The sequence below is a fragment of the Chryseobacterium sp. CFS2 genome (assembly GCF_036543225.1).
Taxonomy (GTDB): domain Bacteria; phylum Bacteroidota; class Bacteroidia; order Flavobacteriales; family Weeksellaceae; genus Chryseobacterium; species Chryseobacterium culicis_A.
On the sequence record NZ_JAZHQU010000010.1, the window covers coordinates 80021 to 100259 of the forward strand.

Consider the following 20239-nt stretch of genomic DNA (forward strand, 5'->3'; position numbering starts at 1 on the left):
TTATCTCGTTATCATACTACCAAAGTTTAATGAACTTTGTAGGGTTAATCCGTATATAATTACCACTTTACTTACTTTAGGATAAAAAAGCTGATTATACTAAAAATATACGTTTCCATTTTGTAACGGTATTTCTACTTAATTTAAAATGCTTAGCTAGCTGACTATTATTTAATTTATGCTTTTTCTGGTAATCAAGTATTTCGAAAATAGCCTGTTTATCATAGGATTTGAATTTTTGACTTTTAGATAATTCATCAAAAAATATAATATTATTAATCTTTAAAACATCGGACAAAGACATTGTATCTTTTGACAGATATTTTTTTACATATTCCCGTTTATCCGGGCATTTAGACTCTATGAAATCATGATAAATCCGTTTGTAATCAGGACCAGTATTTATTGTTTGTACTTGCTTATCCATCTATTCAATGTTGATTTTGGGATTCTGTATTGATTAATGATTTCTATCGGAGTCTTCTTTTTATTTTTCAAGAGCTCCAATATATAGTCTATAATTTCCTTCGTATATAAACTTTTCCGGAATTGAGGCAGTTTTGATTTCACTCCATTTTTATTTTGGTTGGCAATGGGAGCGTATAATATCAAATGATTGGAATAGAGGCGAAAAAAGTCATATCTCAATAATTTTGACCATTTTAGAAGTATATCCACGTCTAATGATTTCTTAGAATACATTTCCAGAATCTCATTTTCTGTTGAATGCAGGAATCTGCAGATTCTGCTCATACCAATATCCTGTTCATTAACACATTCATATACCAAAGCACCAATATGAATGTCTTTCAAATTTTCCATCTTAAATTAATTTATATCTGTATTCAAAAAGTAATATTTTTACAAGAAGTAAGTTCCTGACCCATCCTTTATTAAATTGTTGGATATATCTCCTAAAAGCTTGTGGGTTTCATTCTCACTACAAAATGTGATATCAATATTTTTTCTTAACACCCTCCCTGAAGAATTTAAAAAAAGAAGGATTAAGTATTTTCTAAAAGTCTGTTCTTTTACTTCTATCCTTATAATTTTTTTTTGCGGCATTTCAAAGACCGGATTTTTTCTCCCCACTGAAAGCCAATGATAATTTTTAATGGAAATCACCTGTCCGGAATTCTCATATTCAAATACAAACTGTATTTTTAACAGTTTATATACAAGTATCAATAAAGTGATTAAGGAAAAAATTCCTAAAACAAAAATATACCCCAAATACATGAGAATACTAATCGCTAAAAAAAGCAGCGCTAAAACTACCAGCTGAAAAGTCATAAAATAACCTACTCTCTTCTTATTATTTATTTTCATTACCCTTCAATTATTAAAATTGCCTATTCTTATTTATTTTCTTTGTATATATTTTGATTTCAGACGGAATATTATTATCCTATTCATCCTGCAAGTTTGTAAAAAACACCGGTTGAACTCCCTAAAAAGCAATGATGTCAAAAATGTAATTTTATAATTTTAACCATACTTAGTTTTTCTATTTGCATTTATTCACTTATTGCCCATCTTTTGTTTTTTAAGACCAATAAATTTCATTCATAATTTAATCAAGCAAAACATATTATTACCTTTAAAAACAAATACAAATAATCCCAAATAAGTGAAATATATAAAAGATTTCATTTAAAAAATTTGAGAATTTATTTAACTTTTAAGGTTTAAATAAAGCATTAAAATTACTGGCACAAATGTCTACTAATACGGACAAAAGGTAAAATAATTACTGTAAAAATAGATTAGTAATATTGTAGTTTTTAATTGTGAATTATGTAGTTTATAAATGACATTTAATTCTTTGAACAATGATTTATTTTTACTACATTTATGTTCATTCAATTGATTAAAACACAAATGTATCACCTCTCCTAATGTATCATAAAGCATTCATATTGCTATTACTATTCTGGGTACAACTTTGTTATAGCCAGCAAGAAGCTTCTGTATGGTATGACACAGATAATGGCCTTCCACAGAATAGTGTAAAAGATATCATTAAAGATAAATATGGATTTATATGGCTCAGCACAGAAAACGGACTAGTGCGTTATGACGGGTTTAATTTTGTAACGTATAATCATCTTCATCTTAAAAACAACAGATTTACTTCTTTTTTTGGAAGTGTTGAAAAAGACTCTATTTATAATTTTACAGCGTATACTGAAAATGTTGTTTTGGTATCCAAAAGAAACGTAAGCGTTTTACATCACCAGAACAATTGTATCAGAAAAGCATTGCATGAAAACAAGCACTATGGATTATTTGTAAAAAATGAAACTCCGGAAAAAACAGATCATAAAGATTTCTTCGTTTATTTTGATCAAAAGAATTCCTATCATCTGTTTAATAATGGAACTATACACTATAATGATAAAAAAATAGCACCTGTAAAAGGGCTTCATGAGAACTATATAACCCAAACTTTTTGTTTGGGACAAAATATTTTTATCATTTCCAGGAAGTCAAAAAAAATCATCAGAATATCTTCAGGGCAAATTAGTTATTTAAATGCTTCCGAGATTTTCTTCCAGAATAATGTGAAAGTATACTGGAACCAGATAAACAATCAATGTTTTATCTTCCATCATAAGTCATTGTATAAGGTGTCCTATCACAACAATATCATTGGATTAAAAAAAATGATAGATTATAATCTTAATGAAAACTCTTTAGCCTCTGTTTATCATGATGAGATTAATAATAAATTGTATCTGGGAACATTATCAGACGGATTGAATGTAGTGAAGTTTAATAATTTTCATGTGGCCAACCGATCCAATAAATCTTATGAAAATATTTTTTATTCCCTACTCCCTTTTGACAATGATAAAGTAATTACTTCTTCAGGAGATGTTTACAATGAAAACGGACTGGTAAAACAGTATCATTTTACTACCACAAGCAAATATTTCTTATTTTATGACAGCAAAAAAAATATTCTTGTTCAAAATGGTACTTCATTACTCCGTTTTTTCAGAGATTCCAATTACTCAACAAATGAATCTCTGTATTTCACAAAAACAACACCTTATGTTTTAAATATCAACCACAACTATGTTATCGTGTTTCATCTGCCCTCGTTACAGTCTAAACTCATCTTCTATGAGGGTTCTACCTTTAAAAATCCTTTTTTACAGTTTTCCATTCCCAATATCGCTACATCAGTCCAGGAGCTGAGCAAAAATAAATGGCTGATAGCTACCAGAGACGCTTTATATTCAATAGAAGCACCTTCTTTCAGCCCTAAAAAAATATCTGGTGCTTCATTACATGTAAGAGAAATTACAAAAACAAAGGATGGAAATGTTTGGATCATGACTCAGGGAAATGGTTTCTTTCTCTATAAAGAAGGGGAACTCATTAAAATGCCCGAAGATAAAAACGGATATCTTTTATTTTCACATACGATTCTGGAAGATAAAAACGGTTTTCTCTGGATCAGCACCAACAATGGCTTGTTTAAGGTTTTGAAAAACAATCTGCTGCAATATTCTAAAGACAAAAAAACTTTACCAAGCTACTACCGGTACAGTAAGGAAGACGGTTTTAATACCAATGAGTTCAATGGAGGATCTTCTCCAAGCTCGGCAGTTCTCCAGAATGGAAATTTTGTATTTCCTTCCATCAAAGGACTGGTATTTTTTGATCCTGAAAAAATAAGAAGTTATTATCCTAAAAACGTCTTTCTGGAAAGGGTTATATTTTATGATTCCAAAAGCAGTATCAAAGAACAGAAAATTCATCTGGAAAACAATTTTTATAAAGCAGTCATTTTAATAGATGTCCCTTATTATGCTAACAGAGCTAATCTGGTTATCGAAGGAAAGCTGAAAGGTTCCAAGAATGAAAAATGGGAAAGAGTAAGCAGTGATGGTAAATATTATATCTCAAACCTGGAGCCAGGCCAATATCAGCTAATAGTGAGGGTATTGACTTCTCCGAAAGGAAAATACATCTATAAAACAATTAATATCAGTGTAAAATACTTATTTCACCAAACACTTATTTTTAAATTCTTTATCATTTTACTATTGGTCTTTATTGTATTTACATTCTTTAAAATAAGAATAAAAAGACAGGAACAGAAAAAACGAGAACTTGAAAAAATTATTGCCATAAGAACCCGGAAACTCTCAAAAGCAGTTTCAAAACTGGAATATACCAAGGAACAGCTCCGAAAAGAGAGTGTACAGCAGAAAAAACTTTTGGAAACGATAAGTCATGACATTATTACGCCCGTAAAATATTTATCCATTACCGCCCAAAAGTTGTATGAGACAGACGAACATGACCGTTACATACAAAAGAAATATTTCGAAAGTTTCTACACATCTTCTGTAGAGTTTTACAATTTCGTGAAAACCTTAAAGGAGTACGCAGAGATTTATAACATTTCCAAAAAAAATGAAATTTATAATATTTATGAGGTAGTAGAAGCCAAAAAAGCTCTTTTTGAAGGTGCAGCTAAAGAGCAAAACACTCTTATTATCAATAATATTAAAGATCCCACTTACTCAAAAAACAATCAGAATGTGATTGCTGTTATCATTCATAATCTCATAGACAATGCCGTTAAAAATACCCCCAATGGAGTTATAGAGCTTTCTACCACTGAAGACAGCAGGACTTTTTTCCTGGAGGTAAAAGATACAGGTAAAGGAATGAGCGAGGAACAAATGATTTATTATGAAAAACTTCAGGATAATATTGAAAATGAAAAGCTGGTTTTACAAAAATACAGTTTAGGATTACATCTTATTCTTCAGCTGCTCATGATGATCAACGGTAAAATTGAATTTAAAAATAATACCCCCAACGGAACGATAATATCCATTAAAATAAAAAAACAAAAAGATGACTAGAAAAATTATTATTGCAGATGATCACTTCGTAGTAAGATTAGGCACTACCCTGATTCTGGAATCTCACTACAAAGATGTAAAAATTTCCTGTGCAGAATCTTACATGGAGCTCACAGAAAAATTATATGCAGAGTCGTTTGACCTGCTAATTTTAGATATTAATATGCCGGAAAGCAAATATTTAAGTATGATGGGTGAAATAAAAACAATACAGCCCGATCTTAAAATCCTTGTTTTTTCAGTATATGACAATGATATTGCCGTACAATATATCATTGAAGGAGCGGATGGTTACATAAATAAATTATCTGATGAAAATAATATCCTGGAAGCAGTCCAGCAAATATTGGAAACCGGAAACTACTACTCCCCGGAAATTGTAAAAAAACTTGTTTCTTCTGCTAAAAAAGACACTCCCATCAATCCCCTTGAAACATTATCCGAAAGAGAAAAAGAGATATTTGATCTTTTAGTAAAAGGGTATGGAAATATTGAAGTATCGAATGAACTCAACCTTCACCTTTCCACGGTGAGTACTTATAAAGCAAGAATTTATAAAAAACTCAATATTAAGAATACCGTGGATCTTGTGAGGCTGGGCGATAGAAACCAAACGCACAAACATAAATAAATGCACAAAAAACCTAGTATTATGAAAAATAATTAAAGCTCACAGAATGTATGTAAAAGAAAAAAACGGAATAAATATTCCGTTTTTTTTAATTGTATTTTATCATAATAGTAAATTATTATGATGATTGTATTAATGTTTTTTTGATTTACTTTTCTTTTGTAATTTTTGGGTTAAATGAAGGAGTTCATTAATTTGTTCTTTTTGAGCGTCAATCTGCGTTTGCTGCTTTATAACATGCAGGTACAGCTCTTCTACCTTTTCTAATGTCTGGGTTGAAAGTTCAGATAAATTAAATGAATAGAGTCCATTTTCCGTTTTGGCCAAATCATTAACAGAAGTTACTCCAGGTAAATGATTGTTATTCTTAATAAATTTTTCTGTATCATAAATATTCAAAAATTTATATTTAGAATTCAGTAAAGACTTTCCATTGTAGTATTCTTCAAATACATAATCAGGATAGTTGGCGGTTGCTGTCGTAATGCTTCCGCTTATTTTTAATTTCTCACCCGGGGCAAACGTTGTGCTGGCATATCCAATACCAACATTTGCGGCAAAAAATGAATTTCCATCCGGTGCAATACGGAGTTGTTCAGCACCAAGAGATCCACTGGTAGGTGTTGTAGTAAATAAAATACCACTGGGCGCTGAAGTATTACCTGTCCCTATTGATAAACTTGTGCTGTTTCCTGCAGCCTTGATTTGTGCTGCGGCGTTGGTATCTGTAAAAATATGCAAACTGGGATCGCCTCCATTTGTTAAGGATATTGTTGATCTTGTTCCTGTCCCTGAATCCTGTAAAATACCAAGACCTACACTATTATTAATAGTTGTGGTTTGCTGGTTCACGAATTTCAGATCCTTTCCATTTTGGGTAACCGTTCTGGTATTGGTAAGGGTACCATCGGCGTTATAAATATTATTGCTGATTACTTTCTGCCATAGTGCACCATCAAAATAATAATATCCAACACTTTCGATGTTCACTCTTGGTCCGGTATTATCACCCGACGAGATATCTGTAATATAGATCAATGCTCCTTTTTGATCAGCTCCATAAAGAGCATCTCCTTTAGAAGAAAGCTGTGTCCGTGTAAGCCGTGGTGCCTGAAATCCGTCCGGATCAGCGGTTCCCAGTTTTCCATTGACATCCAATGTGGAATTGGGAGTTGCGGTATTAATACCTACACCTGCCGTCTGCGCAAAAACTCCGGCAGAAGCTGCCAACAGGACTACTGTTAATAAAGTTGTTACATTTTTTTTCATTGTTTTTATATTTGTGTTTACACTTTTTCTGAAGTGGAGAATACGAGATAAGTCGGTACATATAATTCTTATATCAACTTGTGCATTATGAGTAGAAAAAAGAAAATATCCCTTTGCTTAAAAAATAGAATAGAAAAAAGGCCTTTTGTTTAAGGATAAACAAAGAATATTTTTTTACAGAGGCTTTATAAGCTAAGATAAATGTACTGTTCTACAGATGTTTTTTTCTACTTTTTGAAGTTTAAATATCTTGTATTATTCTTTCATTTGCATTTTTATCATTACTGAATTAATAGTTCTATTAATTTCAGGAATGGAACTCATTCATTTTAATAGTACAAATTTAAACCTCAGAATACAAAAAATTTAAGCATACTGCGTAAAAATACATCACTACGAATGTAGTATTACATCTCACTTAAGTAGTTTAAAAACTACGCAACTCTGTAGATCATGAAAATATAAATAAGAAGACAGTTAATATTATATCGTGTGATCTTAATACTCCTTTTATTTTTCAGGAATGAAACTGATGCATTTTAATAGCATCAATTAAAAATAGGGAATGTTAAAAATGCAAATTTATTTTGTAAAAACAAATTACCATAAGTATAGTGATATATCTTGCTTATGTAGTTTTATAACTACAGGTTTTAAAAGCACATATAAAAGCATTTATGTACTTTTGCGGCTAATATGTATTGATGAAAATAGTAGAGAGTTAATATGAATTTTTAACAGGATTCAAGTATCATTTACATCGTAGCAATTTTCAGGATCATTCTTTACAAGGATGCTCAGTTAACGATTATAGTTAACAGCTTTACATAACCATATAAATATCAAAAACTATTTAGCAGAATACCATAAAAATAAGCTGCAGATCATCACTGAATGCAATACTCCCAGCTTACTCTAAAAGCCTTAGAAATTGATACAGCTATCATTTTAAAATGACACTCGATACTTCATCCAGCTTTTAAAATTTGGTGTTTTATAATTCTATACCATGAATACTTTATCATTACAAGTATTAAAAATGCGTTATAAACAATTTATAGTTTTATTTTTCATCAATATACAACTGTATTACAGCCAGCAGGCAGCTTCGGTATGGTATGATACAGATAAAGGACTTCCTCAGAACAGCGTAAAGGACATTACCAAAGACAAGTACGGATTTATCTGGATCAGCACAGAAAATGGATTAGTACGTTATGACGGAAATAATTTTGTCACCTATAATCACCTTAACTTTAAAAATAACAGATTCACCTCTTTTTTTGGAAATGCAAAGAAAGATACTATTTTTATTACAACAGCTTTTGAAGAAAATATTGCATTAATATCCAAAAGAAATGTAAGTATTCTGAGCCATCGACTGGGCTGTCTTCAAAGAGTATTACGTGAAAGCAGATCGAACCTTATTTTTACTAAGAATACAATAGAAGATAAGTTTGAAGATACAGATTTCTTTATTTACTTTGGTAAGAATAACTATTATCATTTGCTGCATGACGGAACAATACAATACAAGAATAAGAAAATCACAACGCTGAAAAATCTGCGTAAAAGCTATATCTCAGATACATTTTGTTTTGACAAGACTATTTTTATTATTTGCAGAGCTTCAAAGAAAATAATTAAAATTTCTCCAACCCGGATTACTTACTTGGATGCACCTGCAGTATTTTTTAGGAATGATGCAAAAATATACTGGAGCCAGATTAACAATCAATCTTTTATTATCCAGAATCATATATTGTATAGAATACAGTACGAGTACAATAGCTTTACTATAAAAAAATTAGCTGATTATGACCTTAACAAAAATTCCTTATCTTCCATCTATCATGATGAAGCGAACAATAAGCTCTACCTGGGTACATTATCTGACGGATTGAATGTCATAAAATTCAACAATTTCCATGTTTCCAACAAATCGGATAAATCATATGAAAATATTTTTTATTCCATACTTCCTTTTGGAAATGATAAGGTGATTAATTCCTTAGGCGATGTATACAACGAAACCGGACTGGTAAAACAATATCATTTTAACACAACCAATCATTTTTTTTTACTGTATGATAATCAACAGAATATTCTTGTTCAGCAGAGATCAGGTTTACGACGTTTTTTTAAACAGTCTGATTATTCTAAAAAAGAAAATCTTGTTTTTAAAAATGAGCCCTCCCGTGCATGGAAACTGAAAAATTATTTTATTGTAACCTTTCATAAACCTATTTTAAAATCTACTCTTAGGTTTTATAAAGATTCCGGCTTTACAAATCCTTTTTTACAGTTTTCCATCCCTAATATTGTAACTACTGTTCATGAATATGACCATGATAAATGGCTTGTAGGTACCAGAGATGCTTTGTATTCAATAGAAGGTCCCTCTTTTTCTCCTAAAAAAATCTCTGCCAAGCCATTACATATAAGGGAAATGACAAAGACAAAGGATGGAAATGTTTGGATCATGACTCAGGGAAATGGTTTCTTTCTGTATAAAAAAGGGGAACTCATTAAAATGCCCGAAGATAAAAACGGATATCTTTTATTTTCACATACAATTCTGGAAGACAAAAACGGTTTTCTCTGGATCAGCACCAACAATGGTTTGTTTAAGGTTTTGAAAAACAGTCTTCTGCAATATTCTAAAGACAAAAAAACTTTACCCAGCTACTACCGGTACAGCAAAGAGGATGGCTTTAATACCAATGAATTCAATGGAGGGTGTTCTCCGGGTGCCGCGGCTCTCCCCAATGGAAACTTCGTATTTCCTTCTATCAAAGGACTGGTATTTTTTGATCCTGAAAAAATAAGAAGCTATTATCCTAATAACTTCTTTCTGGAAAGGGTTATATTTTATGATTCCAAAAGCAGCATAAAAGGACAGCATATTCATCTGGAAAACAATTTTTATAAAGCGGTCATTTTAATAGATGTTCCTTATTATGCTAACAGAGCTAATCTGGTTGTTGAAGGAAAACTGAAAGGCTGTAAGAATGAAAAATGGGAAAGGGTAAGCAGTGATGGCAAATATTATGTCGCCAACCTGGAGCCAGGCCAATATCAACTAATAGTGAGGGTATTGGTCTCTCCGAAAGGGAAATACATCTATAAAACAATTAATATTAATGTAAAACATTTGTTTTATCAGACATTTATTTTTAAACTCTTTAGTGTCTTAATTTTAGCTCTTATTGTGTTTACTATCATTAAAATAAGAATAAAAAGGCAGGAACAGAACAAAAGAGAACTTGAAGAAATAATTGACATCAGAACCCGGAAACTGTCAAAAGCAGTCTCCAAACTGGAGGATACCAAGGAACAGCTCCGAAAAGAGAGTGTACAGCAGAAAAAACTATTGGAGACCATCAGCCATGATATCATTACTCCCATAAAGTTTTTATCCATCACCGCCCAAAAACTCTATGAAACAGACGAACACGACCGTTACATACAAAAGAAACATTTTGAAAGTTTCTATAAATCTTCTGTGGAGTTTTACAATTTCGTGAAAACCTTAAAAGAATACGCGGAGATCTATAACGTTTCTGAAAAAAATGAGCAGTATAATGTCTACGAAGTTGTGGAAGCTAAAAAAGCTCTGTTCGAAGGTGCTGCCAAAGAACAAAATACGCTTATTATCAATAATATTAAAGATCCCACTTATTCAAAAAGCAATCAGAATGTGATCGCTGTTATCATTCATAATCTCATAGACAATGCCATTAAAAATACTACCAATGGAGTCATAGAACTTTCTACCAGTGAAGATAGCAGCACCTTTTTCCTGGAGGTAAAAGATACGGGCAAAGGAATGAGCAGGGAACAAATGAACTATTATGAAAAACTTCAGAATAATATTGAAAATGAAAAGCTGGTTTTACAAAAATACAGTTTAGGATTACATCTTATTCTTCAGCTGCTCATGATGATCAATGGTAAAATTGAGTTCAAAAACAATACTCCAAAAGGAACTGTTGTATCCATTAAAATTAAAAAAAAATATGACTAAAAAAATTATTATTGCAGATGATCATTTTGTAGTAAGATTAGGGACTACCCTGATTTTGGAATCACACTACAAAGAGGTGAAAATTTCATATGCTGAATCCTACACGGAACTCACGGATAAGTTATACGCTGAACAATTTGAACTGTTAATTCTGGATATCAATATGCCGGAAAGCAAGTATTTGAGTATGATCGGTGAAATAAAAACAATACAGCCCGATCTTAAAATCCTGGTTTTTTCAGTATATGACAATGATATTGCCGTACAATATATCATTGAAGGAGCAGATGGATACATAAATAAATTATCGGATGAAAATAATATTCTGGAAGCCGTTCAGCAAATCTTTGAAACCGGAACTTATTACTCTCCGGATATTGTAAAAAAACTTGTTTCTTCAGTTAAAAAAGACACTCCTATCAATCCACTGGAAACATTATCCGAAAGAGAAAAAGAAATATTTAACCTGCTGGTGAAAGGGTATGGGAATATTGAAGTATCAAACGAACTCAACCTTCATCTTTCTACGGTGAGTACTTATAAGGCCAGAATTTACAAAAAACTCAATATTAAGAACACCGTTGATCTTGTCCGGTTGGGAGACCGCAATCAGGCCTATAAAAAATAGCTAAAATCCCCGGACCTATTAAAAGCAGGGCTTCTTACCACTTCAAATCTCTAATAATCACGATAAAAACTGTCGTACCTGTCATTAAATAACTACAGATCCGATACCCTTTTAAGCTATGTAATTGTATAGTTTTGCTTCATAAAAATAATATTATAAGTTATTTGCTTATATCTATTTCTATTGACAAGCCTTAAATAAGCATTCATTAAACATTCATTCTATTTTACCTGTATTTTTACGATGGTACAGGATTAAGGTGAGCTCAGTGAGCTCATCTTTTTGTTGATCTTCCATACAATTAAAAACTATACCTCATGACAATTTATAACTTCACGGATATAGTTTAATATCTACAACTTATATTTCTTATTACTTAAGCTATTTCAATAGTTTTGTTAAACATTAAATTGTTTATGTATGCTTTACTATTAATACTGAAAATCAATAAAAGTTAGAAGGGCTTCTTTGAGTACAAAAACTATATCTACATGGTTAATTTCCGGTTTTTAGCACTACAACATTATTCATAATATTAAATTTCATCATTTTAAGCTTATAGTATAAGTCGGATATGAACCAAAAAATATTTTAAGGATATAGCAAATTATCAGTATTTAAGTGTACAATGAGAGATGGGCATTTTGCCCATCTTTCTTTTTGCCCTACTCCAAAAGAGTTTAATTTTCCAGACCTGGCTTTTCCGTTTTCCGTACCCAAATTCTTAGCATTATTCTAATTTTTGAATGAATACAAACTGGCACAGTAAGGAAACAATTTTGTTATCTCACCACCCTATTAACTTCGTCATTCTCTATAATTTATATCTACAAACATGTAGGTTTAAATGGACAGAAAATATATTCGCCTGTTCACTCAAAAAAATAAATTTGTGTATCAATAAACACATAGGATAAAATGTTTATCCGATAATTTAATTTTTTTAATTATGATAGATCGAATAGTAATTTTAGGAGACAGTATGTCTGACTTTGGTATTAAAAAGGATACCATTATGGGTATGGTAGCAAGAGCTGCCGGTCTGATGCGTGTTAATGCTGTAGGACGTTTCAGTGACTCAAAAAACTGGGCCGACTACATTTCGGAATGGTCCGGTATGGAGAGTCTGATAGATGATAGAAGTAAAAAAGAAACTAATGCTTTAACGAAGAAGAAAATATCTTTGAAAGAGTCAACTCATGGAAGCCCTGACAACAGATTATCTTTCGTAAACTATGCAGTTGGCGGTGCAGTAGTCAATGAAAGGGAAAAGCTGAAACATAAATTAGCACTGACCACTATACTGGAGCAGAAAGAAAAATATTTCAAGGAATTAGACAGTGATACGTTTAAGGCTAAAAATACGATGCATATTGTCTGGATTGGTCTGAACGATACGGTTACCGACGGTAAAGACGCTTCAAAAATGAAGGCAATCGTTGACCAGGTTAAAGGTATGACTGATGAGATTCGTGCCCGTGTTGCCAGGGATGGAGGAAAAGCATATTTCATGGTGGTCAATAATCCTGCTCCGGAAGAAGCTGTACGTTATACGCATGCGGATAAGGATCCTGAAAAACGTGCGGAAGTAGAGAAAGCGCAGGCAGCTACTTTGGAGTTTAACAAACAGCTTAAAGAAGCGTTTCCCGATAAATATGATGATACGATGGTGGTTGATATGTATGAGGCACTTAAAACCAACTTGTATAATTTACGTCTTATAAAAGCAGCACAGCACCGCGGAAGAAAGGTACAATTCAATAAGCCGGAGGACAAGGATACTTCTCTGGCGAATACCCTGAAAGAATTTAAAGAAATATATAAAGATAAAGGAGGTAATGAAATATTTGATGAAATCCAGCCGCTTCTGGATAAAGCAAATAAAACTGATAATGAGATTACACTTCACAGGGAAGTGGGTGATTTAATCATTAAGAAAATGGCTGAGGGTCACCAATCTGCTGAAAAGCTGGAAAGCATAAAGGCTGTTAAAAATGCATTAATGGCTACCGGAACATATCCGAGTCAGATTGAATTTGTAACAAAGTATTATCAACAGATAAGACCCGAAAAACATCAGGCAGATATTGCGAAACTTCAGGGAGAACTTAATACAATATTTTCACAAAACCTTGTGAAGCAGCTGGATGATAATTTAAATATAGCCAACACCGGATTATATGATACGGTTGGTGCTATATTGAATGACGGGCTCAATAAAGATGGGGAAAATAAAGATAACAGTACATTCAGAAAATTATTAGATAATGTAACCGCTAATAACCTGGGATTTGTAGCCACATCAGATGGAGCACACCCTACTCAGGCAGCTTACAAAGCGATTGCTTTAACGATGGCCTCTCACCTTATTCAAGGCTTTTCTGTTTTGCCAGGTCCTGATTTTATACAGAATGCACAGAACGCACTCGTTGAAGCTGAAATTTTTGAAAATAAGGTAAATATTCCACTTACCCGTTTCAATGATAAATCAGACCTTAGTAAATTTACTAAGCCTGCTGTGAAAGAAAATCCAGAGGCTGTTCTCGCTTCTGAAACCCTGAAACAGCAGCAGCCAAAAGACAGAATACAACAAGACAGGCCTAAAACGGTGACTTTTAAAAATTAAACCGAAGGAATCCTGAACACTAATTAACTGTTAGATAAAGTTTACAACACTGTTATGCTACATGAAGTATACTTAGAATTTAAGTTGTACATGTCATTACTAATGTTGTAAACTTTTACAGTTATTACCCTAAACCAACAACTCGTTTTTTACAACTTTAATATAACTATAATATGCCTCAAACAGAAACCGAAGAATTACACGAGCGTCCTGAGAAAGCAAAAAATAACCGTTCTCATACCCAACAGACAGATAAGCATGAGAGTACTGATTTTAAAAATAAAAATGCAGAAACGGATACCTCTCCGGTAGAAAAACCAAAAAAAGGAAAAGCTAATTTTCTCCATTCTATTATGGCAAACGGTTCTTCTATTAAAGGTACGTTAAAAACTACTGCGATTGGACTGGCTGCGGGATTTGCGCTTGGTATGCTTTTTCCACCATTGGGGCTTGCTGTCATGGCTATTTCTGCAATTGCCGGGGTTATCGCTATAGGTGTGAAAGTAAAGCAGATTTATAATAAAACAAAAGCGTATAATAGAACAAGACCGGAAAACAGTTATAATGAAGAGCATACTGAAGCAAAGTCTGAAATCCTTCGTGAGATTGTCCGGGAATTAGTGAAAGAAAAATTATCACAAGATAAAGAGGAAAGTAAGCAACAGGATAAAAAGAATGGTGTTGAAGAGGATTTTCAACACAATATGGAAACATTAGCAGGAAGCACAAGAAAAAAAGCAGAGCATATTCCTGAAAACGGGATAAAAAAGGGAGTGGATAATGACCCCAAATTATCTTTTAATTCGAGAACAAAGAATGCAGGGACTGATCATAACAGAAAGCCGTCAACCCCTATGAATGAATCCAGGATGGCTATGTTTACCCAACCATTAAACAGCCCTCATCCTAATATAAAAAGAGGAAATACCGCTTCAAAACCCAAAGCTCAGCGGGAAACACAAAGTGTCCATAAAAATATGGGAATGAGACGCAATACATTATAATGTCTGTGATCATTTATTATTGTCTTCTTGTAGCTTAATTAATGGCAAAAATGATAATGTAAAGACAGTATTTTACAAACTGTATACATTGAAATGTTATTGCGGAAAAATGTTGGGTTTTCAAAACTTAAGATTTTTCCGGAATAACTTTTTACTACTTTTAAACCCTGTACAAGGCAGAGAATTAAACAGCAAGAATTTCTATAGATCTGTATCTTTTATTTCTTTATTTTGAATATTATATTGTTCTCCGATATAGTTCCATAAAGTAGTATTTATAGGTCTTAATATATTGTTGCACGTGTTGGAAGCACTTTCTCTGAGTACGATGATGGCTGCGTGCCTTGACAATGGATCACCAGATTCAATAACTTTCAACAGATCTGCGGTAATCTCTTTATTGACAAATCCGTCCATCAATCGCCAGATTTCCGGAGATACTGTTTTTCCCGCAGACCATCTTTCGTGAATATAATCGGTGGCGATGAAAGCCAGCATTTCATTTTTACGCAGATCAAGATTGATGATCCGATAAAGCGGGCGTCCCATACACAATGCTTTCAGAACCAACCGATTCCAGGAATCCTGAGGCAGATATTGGGCTGCAAAAGGATTGAAAAGAGCGATAGAATCAAAAACAGAAATGATATTCGTTTTGATATCCTCTTCAACAATAGGCACAAACTCACAGGCATTTTCAAGGAAGAAAATTCCTTTGTAGATACTGATCAGTTCATTGATATCTGCTGACTGCATAAGCTTTTTCACCACGGTTACATTTTGATCTTCAGGAATATAAATCATCAACAGACATCGGCAGAACTGCTGAAGGTTCCATTGACCGGAGGTAAGGCCCGGATAAAGCTGTTCAAGGATGATTTTTTCAGGTGAACTCCAGTCTGGTGAAACGGATGGAATCATTTCGGAAATCCGTCCGAAGTTCTTCAAGAGAAGGGTCTCATTTTCAAACAGCATAACCGTTTCCATCCAATCCATCCGGTCTTTTGAAAGCCTGATCTGAATGAGTGAGTATATTATTTCGCAGGAATTATTTTTAAAAGTGTGATCTGTCATCTTAGTGTTGTTTTTTGAATGTATAGAATGGGAGATACATTGACAATACGTCTTTTGCTTGCTTATTTTTTTGATTTTAAAGCATTAAAAGCTTTTCCGGGTAAACCTCTCAGAACAGAACCTGCCCTGTTACTAAATTTATTACCTGATTCAGGATCTACCAGAAGATTCGCAAATTGCGGAACTTTTAGTATCATAAATATCATGACAAGCTGAAGCGCAACAGAAAAGAGAACATTAGTCCATTCTGTAGTTCCGATAGGTAAAAGAACAATAATCACTTTTAAAAGCGTTAATATAGGCTCCCATAGCAGAATAGACAGGAAACCAAAGAACCATGTCTTCAAAATTCTTTCATTAGACACAATAAGTGAAAACGGCAGAACAAATATTCCCAAAGCATAATACACAAATATCATCAGCAATTGTCTCAATAATATATAAGCTCCAACACAAGAAGCAACAAGATAAACAAGGATATGGAAAAATTCTAAAAAAGGATTGACCTGTAGTATATCATATACTCCGTTTCCGTCTGCCCCTTTTGACTGCACATGCGATATCCCTTTCTGAAAGAAATTTTCAAACTCAGCAGGGCTTTTGTTGGTCACTTTATAAGCCCCGTGTTTTACGATATCTGATAAAATATCTACGGTATCAAATAATAATAATTTGACCAAAGGAATATATAATGTGATCACCATAAGAGTGAGAATAGGTCTTAAAAGTGCCTCCCGTCCAATTTTTTCATCCGGATCCGACATGGCTTTCATTACTTTATACCCGACATAAACAAAGGTAAATGTAACGGCTATGAGCAGAACATAGGGTCTCAGCTCAGTAATAAACTGGTCAAAGTTAGTTTTAAGAATTGTCCTGTATTGATTTAGAACTTCATTTACTGTCATTTACTTTATATTTTTAGTCGTGATTGATTTTTGCATTTCGATCATCCTGCTGTACATTATTTTATTAAGACTTTATTGATTACCGACAGGGATTGAAGGTCTTTCTTTATAGACAAAACAGTGGCTCTGATTTTCAAAATTCTTGTTAAAAGCTTTCCAAACACATTATAAAACTGCCCTAAACCTCCCGAAAGAAGTCCTGATGCCAGATATCGTTTGTAGTCAGAATCGGCTTCCTCTAAATATCTGTTTTCAATGGCCAGTTCTTCAGATTTCTTTCCCAGGGAATGTTTAAGAAAAAACGGATTGTATCTGATGATACTGATCACCTTTCTGAGATCTTTTATATCTGTTTTGGTCGTTTCAATCGTAGCGATAGCCGCAGCAGCAAGCGCAAGGCTTTGTACGCTTTTAATGCTCTTTTTGTCATCAATCTCTTTTTCCAGCCTGATCAGCTTTTCAAACAACTCATTTTGTTTATCTTTTAAAACAATTTCTGCTGCTAATCCTCCAATAATTCCAGTTTTGGTTGCAGCAACAGTATAATCATTAATATCAAAAGACCAGGTCTGTGTATAAAAAAAACTGAAGCTAAAAAGAAGCAGGAATGCGGATATTGGTTTAATATGTTTCATCTTCCAGTGTTACTCGTATTACTTTATCTAAGGCCTGCTGAATGAAACGCAGCCTTTCTCCTTCAGGAATATAGTTGGCAGCATTCAGATAATTGGTAATATTTTCTTTCTCAGCATCAAATTTCTTCTTGAATCTTCTTCTTACCAAAACATTTGAAGGTTTACCACTTGAAAGCGGAGAAACAGCCACGATCTGATATTTATCCTTTACATAATCATAACTTGTTCCGGATAGAAATCTCAGTATATCGTCTTTTTTTGAAGCTAAACCAGGTGATATCCGGGTAAGTTCCTGGTTAGGTTCTATATAAATATCTTTTGTTCTTTTCATAATACCTGTTTTTGCTAAAGCATACCCATTCAGCTTTCTATGGGCTGAGGCCATATCTTTGTAATATGACTTTGACAGAACATCATTAGCTGACCAATTCCAGGTGAAATGAAGCGTGACAAGCTGAGCTTTGGGAAATACGGATAAGAAGAATACCCCTACGAGAAATACCTTACCACTGAATGATTTGAAATCAATATACAGTATATTCATTACTTTAAATTTTAGATTAATTATTTAGTAAACTGCCGGACTATTTTCCTCTTGAGCGTACTTTCTTTGATATTATCTTCTACCCTATCCAGCTGCCGGTTAATCGCAGACAACGACGTTCTCAGGTCTTCATACAGATTAAATTTTTCTCCCAAAATGACCACTTTTTCACCGTTTAAGAAATGGGAAGACATATTCTCAATCTGGCTGTCTGCTGACTGCAGATACACTCTGTTTTCTTTCTTTTTTGAATAATACAGGAAAGAAAGATTTTCATTATCCTGCCTCAGTTTCCGGGATCTGTCTTTCACATTATTGATAATATTATTTACCGTAAACAGCCATGCAGCACCAGTATAATATGGAAGTCTTTTTCCATACTCTTTCAAAAAATCTTTAGTCCTTTTCTCCGTTGTTTCTTCTCTGCTCTTCAACAAGTGTTTTTCTATAATAATTCCACCTGATCCAAGATTCGACGGGACGTCTGAAATAGGACCAATAGGATTATTGGCAAAGGGTTGAGAATAAGCTCTTAAGGAAGCAAGAACAAATAACATTATCAGAAACCTGTACATATGGGAATACATTTATTGGTAAATAAAAACTAAAATATAATTTCAAGATTCTTGATCATTTTGATAAGCTCCGGATGGCTTTGTACCAGCAGTGCTAAAGCAGGCAAAGTCATTACCCCGATAACTTCCTTGTCATTTTTAGAATATACCCTTACCAGCTGCTCGCGGATTCTGTAAATTTCCTGTCTTTCGGCTGCCTTTATTTTTGAGGCATCCACATTCTGGATGGAAAGAAGCGCAGCTTTATTATACGCTAACGATCGTAAGTACTTCTTCTTAACATTGGTTATATAAGGAAGTGTTTTAAACTCATTCAATAGTTCAGATCCTACCCCTAAAATTCCGGTCTTTACAGAATTAATCGTACTATTTTCCTTATCGAATTGAGCTGACTTTTTATAATTCCTTTCTAAAAATTCTTCATCATTCTTAATCATTTCTTCCAGGTAATCATTCTGGAACTTTAGCTGCGCAGCTCTTGCCGTGGTATGTGCAAGAATTTCTGCAAGCTTTTTCCTTGTGTCTGAATCGGTATTATTCAAATGGATCGCAACATGTACAAACTGAGCTGAAAACAGCTGAAATGTAAAAAAAAACAAAAATGGTAATGCTCTCATAATACTGTATTGTTAAAACTTATTATATATTGAGGTTGTTTAAACTTTTATATTCATTGTTTTAACCACAAAAGGCACAAAAGTTTGAAACACTTAAGTTTTTTTGAGAACCAAGCCTTATGCATAAGTACACCTAAGTTTTGTGAAAATCCTTACCTATTGAGCGAAGTCGAAATGTTCCTCTTATGTAAACTTTTCTGCGGTATCATATTAAACTTACTTAAGTGAACTCAAGAGTTTTACAATGAAACCTTTTGTGACTTTTGTGGTTTTGTAAAGTTTAAATAACTTTATTGATCAATACTGATGTTACTTGGGTATGAGGCCTAATTTGTAGAACAGATTGCTTTGTTCCGCCTCATATTTCATTTCATCCAGTTCCTGAATCAGAAAATTTAAAGTACTCATAAATCCTGCATCCAGCTTTTCTCTGTTTCCGCGGTTAACCTTTATCCCTACGCCAGCTATAAACGTATCTTCCAATATGCTGTTCGCTGCTTTAATATATTCCAGTTTCTTTCTGCACTTCCTTTTTTTAACAGGATTAAAATAAGGGGTGCATACCTTGGAGTACGTGGAAAAGTTGATAAGGTCTTTTTTAGAAATGGTAGTCCTGGCTGCATTTTCAACTTCATTGATAACCGCAATCTGACCTAGCTCATCCAGGCTTTTTTTGGTCGCTTTTTCATAGTCATTAGTGACATTGTTCTCAAAGTACCTTTCCGCCAGACCTATGGGATCAATGTATGGTAACTGCCCCTTATACTGCAGTGAAAAAAACAGCAATAGCAGAATCAGATATTTCATAACTA

General features: G+C 33.2%; 17 protein-coding genes. 6 read left to right on the top strand and 11 right to left on the bottom strand.

Annotated elements, in window-relative coordinates; genetic code table 11:
- Positions 1–94 precede the first annotated feature (94 nt).
- From ODR02_RS20365 to ODR02_RS20375, 3 genes are read right to left on the bottom strand one after another with little or no spacing between them, the layout of a single operon-like run.
- The gene (locus tag ODR02_RS20365; RefSeq protein WP_309513275.1) at positions 95–427 is read right to left on the bottom strand and encodes a helix-turn-helix domain-containing protein; all 333 of its coding nucleotides are present in this window, start codon (positions 425–427) and stop codon (positions 95–97) included.
- Entirely contained in the window at positions 403–822 is a 420-nt protein-coding gene (locus ODR02_RS20370; RefSeq protein WP_309513276.1) for a transposase, read from the bottom strand. Before ODR02_RS20370 ends, ODR02_RS20365 begins: the two co-directional genes overlap by 25 nt.
- A 39-nt stretch (positions 823–861) precedes the next feature.
- Complete coding sequence (locus ODR02_RS20375) at positions 862–1329, bottom strand: hypothetical protein (RefSeq protein WP_309513277.1); 468 nt, start codon at positions 1327–1329, stop codon at positions 862–864.
- Positions 1330–1919: 590 nt separating this feature from the next.
- On the opposite strand from ODR02_RS20375, the gene ODR02_RS20380 reads away from it, so the two are divergent.
- Both ODR02_RS20380 and ODR02_RS20385 read left to right on the top strand, forming a co-directional pair.
- The gene (locus ODR02_RS20380) at positions 1920–4889 is read left to right on the top strand and encodes a ligand-binding sensor domain-containing protein (protein WP_309513278.1); all 2970 of its coding nucleotides are present in this window, start codon (positions 1920–1922) and stop codon (positions 4887–4889) included.
- Positions 4882–5520, top strand: coding sequence for a response regulator transcription factor (locus ODR02_RS20385; protein WP_309513279.1), 639 nt, complete (start codon positions 4882–4884; stop codon positions 5518–5520). Before ODR02_RS20380 ends, ODR02_RS20385 begins: the two co-directional genes overlap by 8 nt.
- A gap of 132 nt (positions 5521–5652) precedes the next feature.
- Here the strand turns inward: ODR02_RS20385 and ODR02_RS20390 are convergent, their stop codons facing one another.
- The gene (locus ODR02_RS20390) at positions 5653–6789 is read right to left on the bottom strand and encodes a hypothetical protein (protein ID WP_309513280.1); all 1137 of its coding nucleotides are present in this window, start codon (positions 6787–6789) and stop codon (positions 5653–5655) included.
- Between the two features lie 1039 nt (positions 6790–7828).
- Here ODR02_RS20390 and ODR02_RS20395 point away from each other — a divergent pair.
- From ODR02_RS20395 to ODR02_RS20410, 4 genes are all read left to right on the top strand, one after another.
- A complete protein-coding gene (locus ODR02_RS20395) occupies positions 7829–10816 on the top strand; it encodes a ligand-binding sensor domain-containing protein (protein WP_309513281.1) in 2988 nt (995 codons plus the stop codon).
- Positions 10809–11444, top strand: coding sequence for a response regulator transcription factor (locus tag ODR02_RS20400; protein WP_309513282.1), 636 nt, complete (start codon positions 10809–10811; stop codon positions 11442–11444). Before ODR02_RS20395 ends, ODR02_RS20400 begins: the two co-directional genes overlap by 8 nt.
- Positions 11445–12393: 949 nt before the next feature.
- Positions 12394–14070: an SGNH/GDSL hydrolase family protein gene (locus tag ODR02_RS20405; RefSeq protein WP_309513283.1), complete on the top strand. Its 1677-nt coding sequence runs from the start codon at positions 12394–12396 to the stop codon at positions 14068–14070.
- Between the two features lie 173 nt (positions 14071–14243).
- Positions 14244–15074, top strand: coding sequence for a hypothetical protein (locus ODR02_RS20410; protein ID WP_309513284.1), 831 nt, complete (start codon positions 14244–14246; stop codon positions 15072–15074).
- Between the two features lie 201 nt (positions 15075–15275).
- Here the strand turns inward: ODR02_RS20410 and ODR02_RS20415 are convergent, their stop codons facing one another.
- From ODR02_RS20415 to ODR02_RS20445, 7 genes are all read right to left on the bottom strand, one after another.
- Positions 15276–16148 (bottom strand): EboA domain-containing protein, encoded by an 873-nt coding sequence (locus ODR02_RS20415; RefSeq protein ID WP_309513285.1) that lies wholly within the window; start codon positions 16146–16148, stop codon positions 15276–15278.
- Positions 16149–16210: 62 nt separating this feature from the next.
- On the bottom strand, positions 16211–17056 hold the full coding sequence (locus ODR02_RS20420) for a hypothetical protein (RefSeq protein WP_309513286.1): 846 nt from the start codon (positions 17054–17056) through the stop codon (positions 16211–16213).
- Positions 17057–17112: 56 nt separating this feature from the next.
- The gene (locus tag ODR02_RS20425) at positions 17113–17691 is read right to left on the bottom strand and encodes a hypothetical protein (protein WP_309513287.1); all 579 of its coding nucleotides are present in this window, start codon (positions 17689–17691) and stop codon (positions 17113–17115) included.
- Positions 17678–18235, bottom strand: coding sequence for a hypothetical protein (locus tag ODR02_RS20430; protein ID WP_309513288.1), 558 nt, complete (start codon positions 18233–18235; stop codon positions 17678–17680). The genes ODR02_RS20425 and ODR02_RS20430 overlap by 14 nt, the downstream gene beginning before the upstream one ends.
- Positions 18236–18255: 20 nt before the next feature.
- The gene (locus ODR02_RS20435; RefSeq protein WP_309513289.1) at positions 18256–18810 is read right to left on the bottom strand and encodes a hypothetical protein; all 555 of its coding nucleotides are present in this window, start codon (positions 18808–18810) and stop codon (positions 18256–18258) included.
- Between the two features lie 29 nt (positions 18811–18839).
- Positions 18840–19427 (bottom strand): hypothetical protein, encoded by a 588-nt coding sequence (locus tag ODR02_RS20440; protein ID WP_309513290.1) that lies wholly within the window; start codon positions 19425–19427, stop codon positions 18840–18842.
- Between the two features lie 309 nt (positions 19428–19736).
- Positions 19737–20234 carry a hypothetical protein gene (locus ODR02_RS20445; protein ID WP_309513291.1) on the bottom strand — a complete coding sequence of 166 codons (498 nt, stop codon included), beginning with the start codon at positions 20232–20234 and terminating at the stop codon, positions 19737–19739.
- Positions 20235–20239 lie beyond the last annotated feature (5 nt).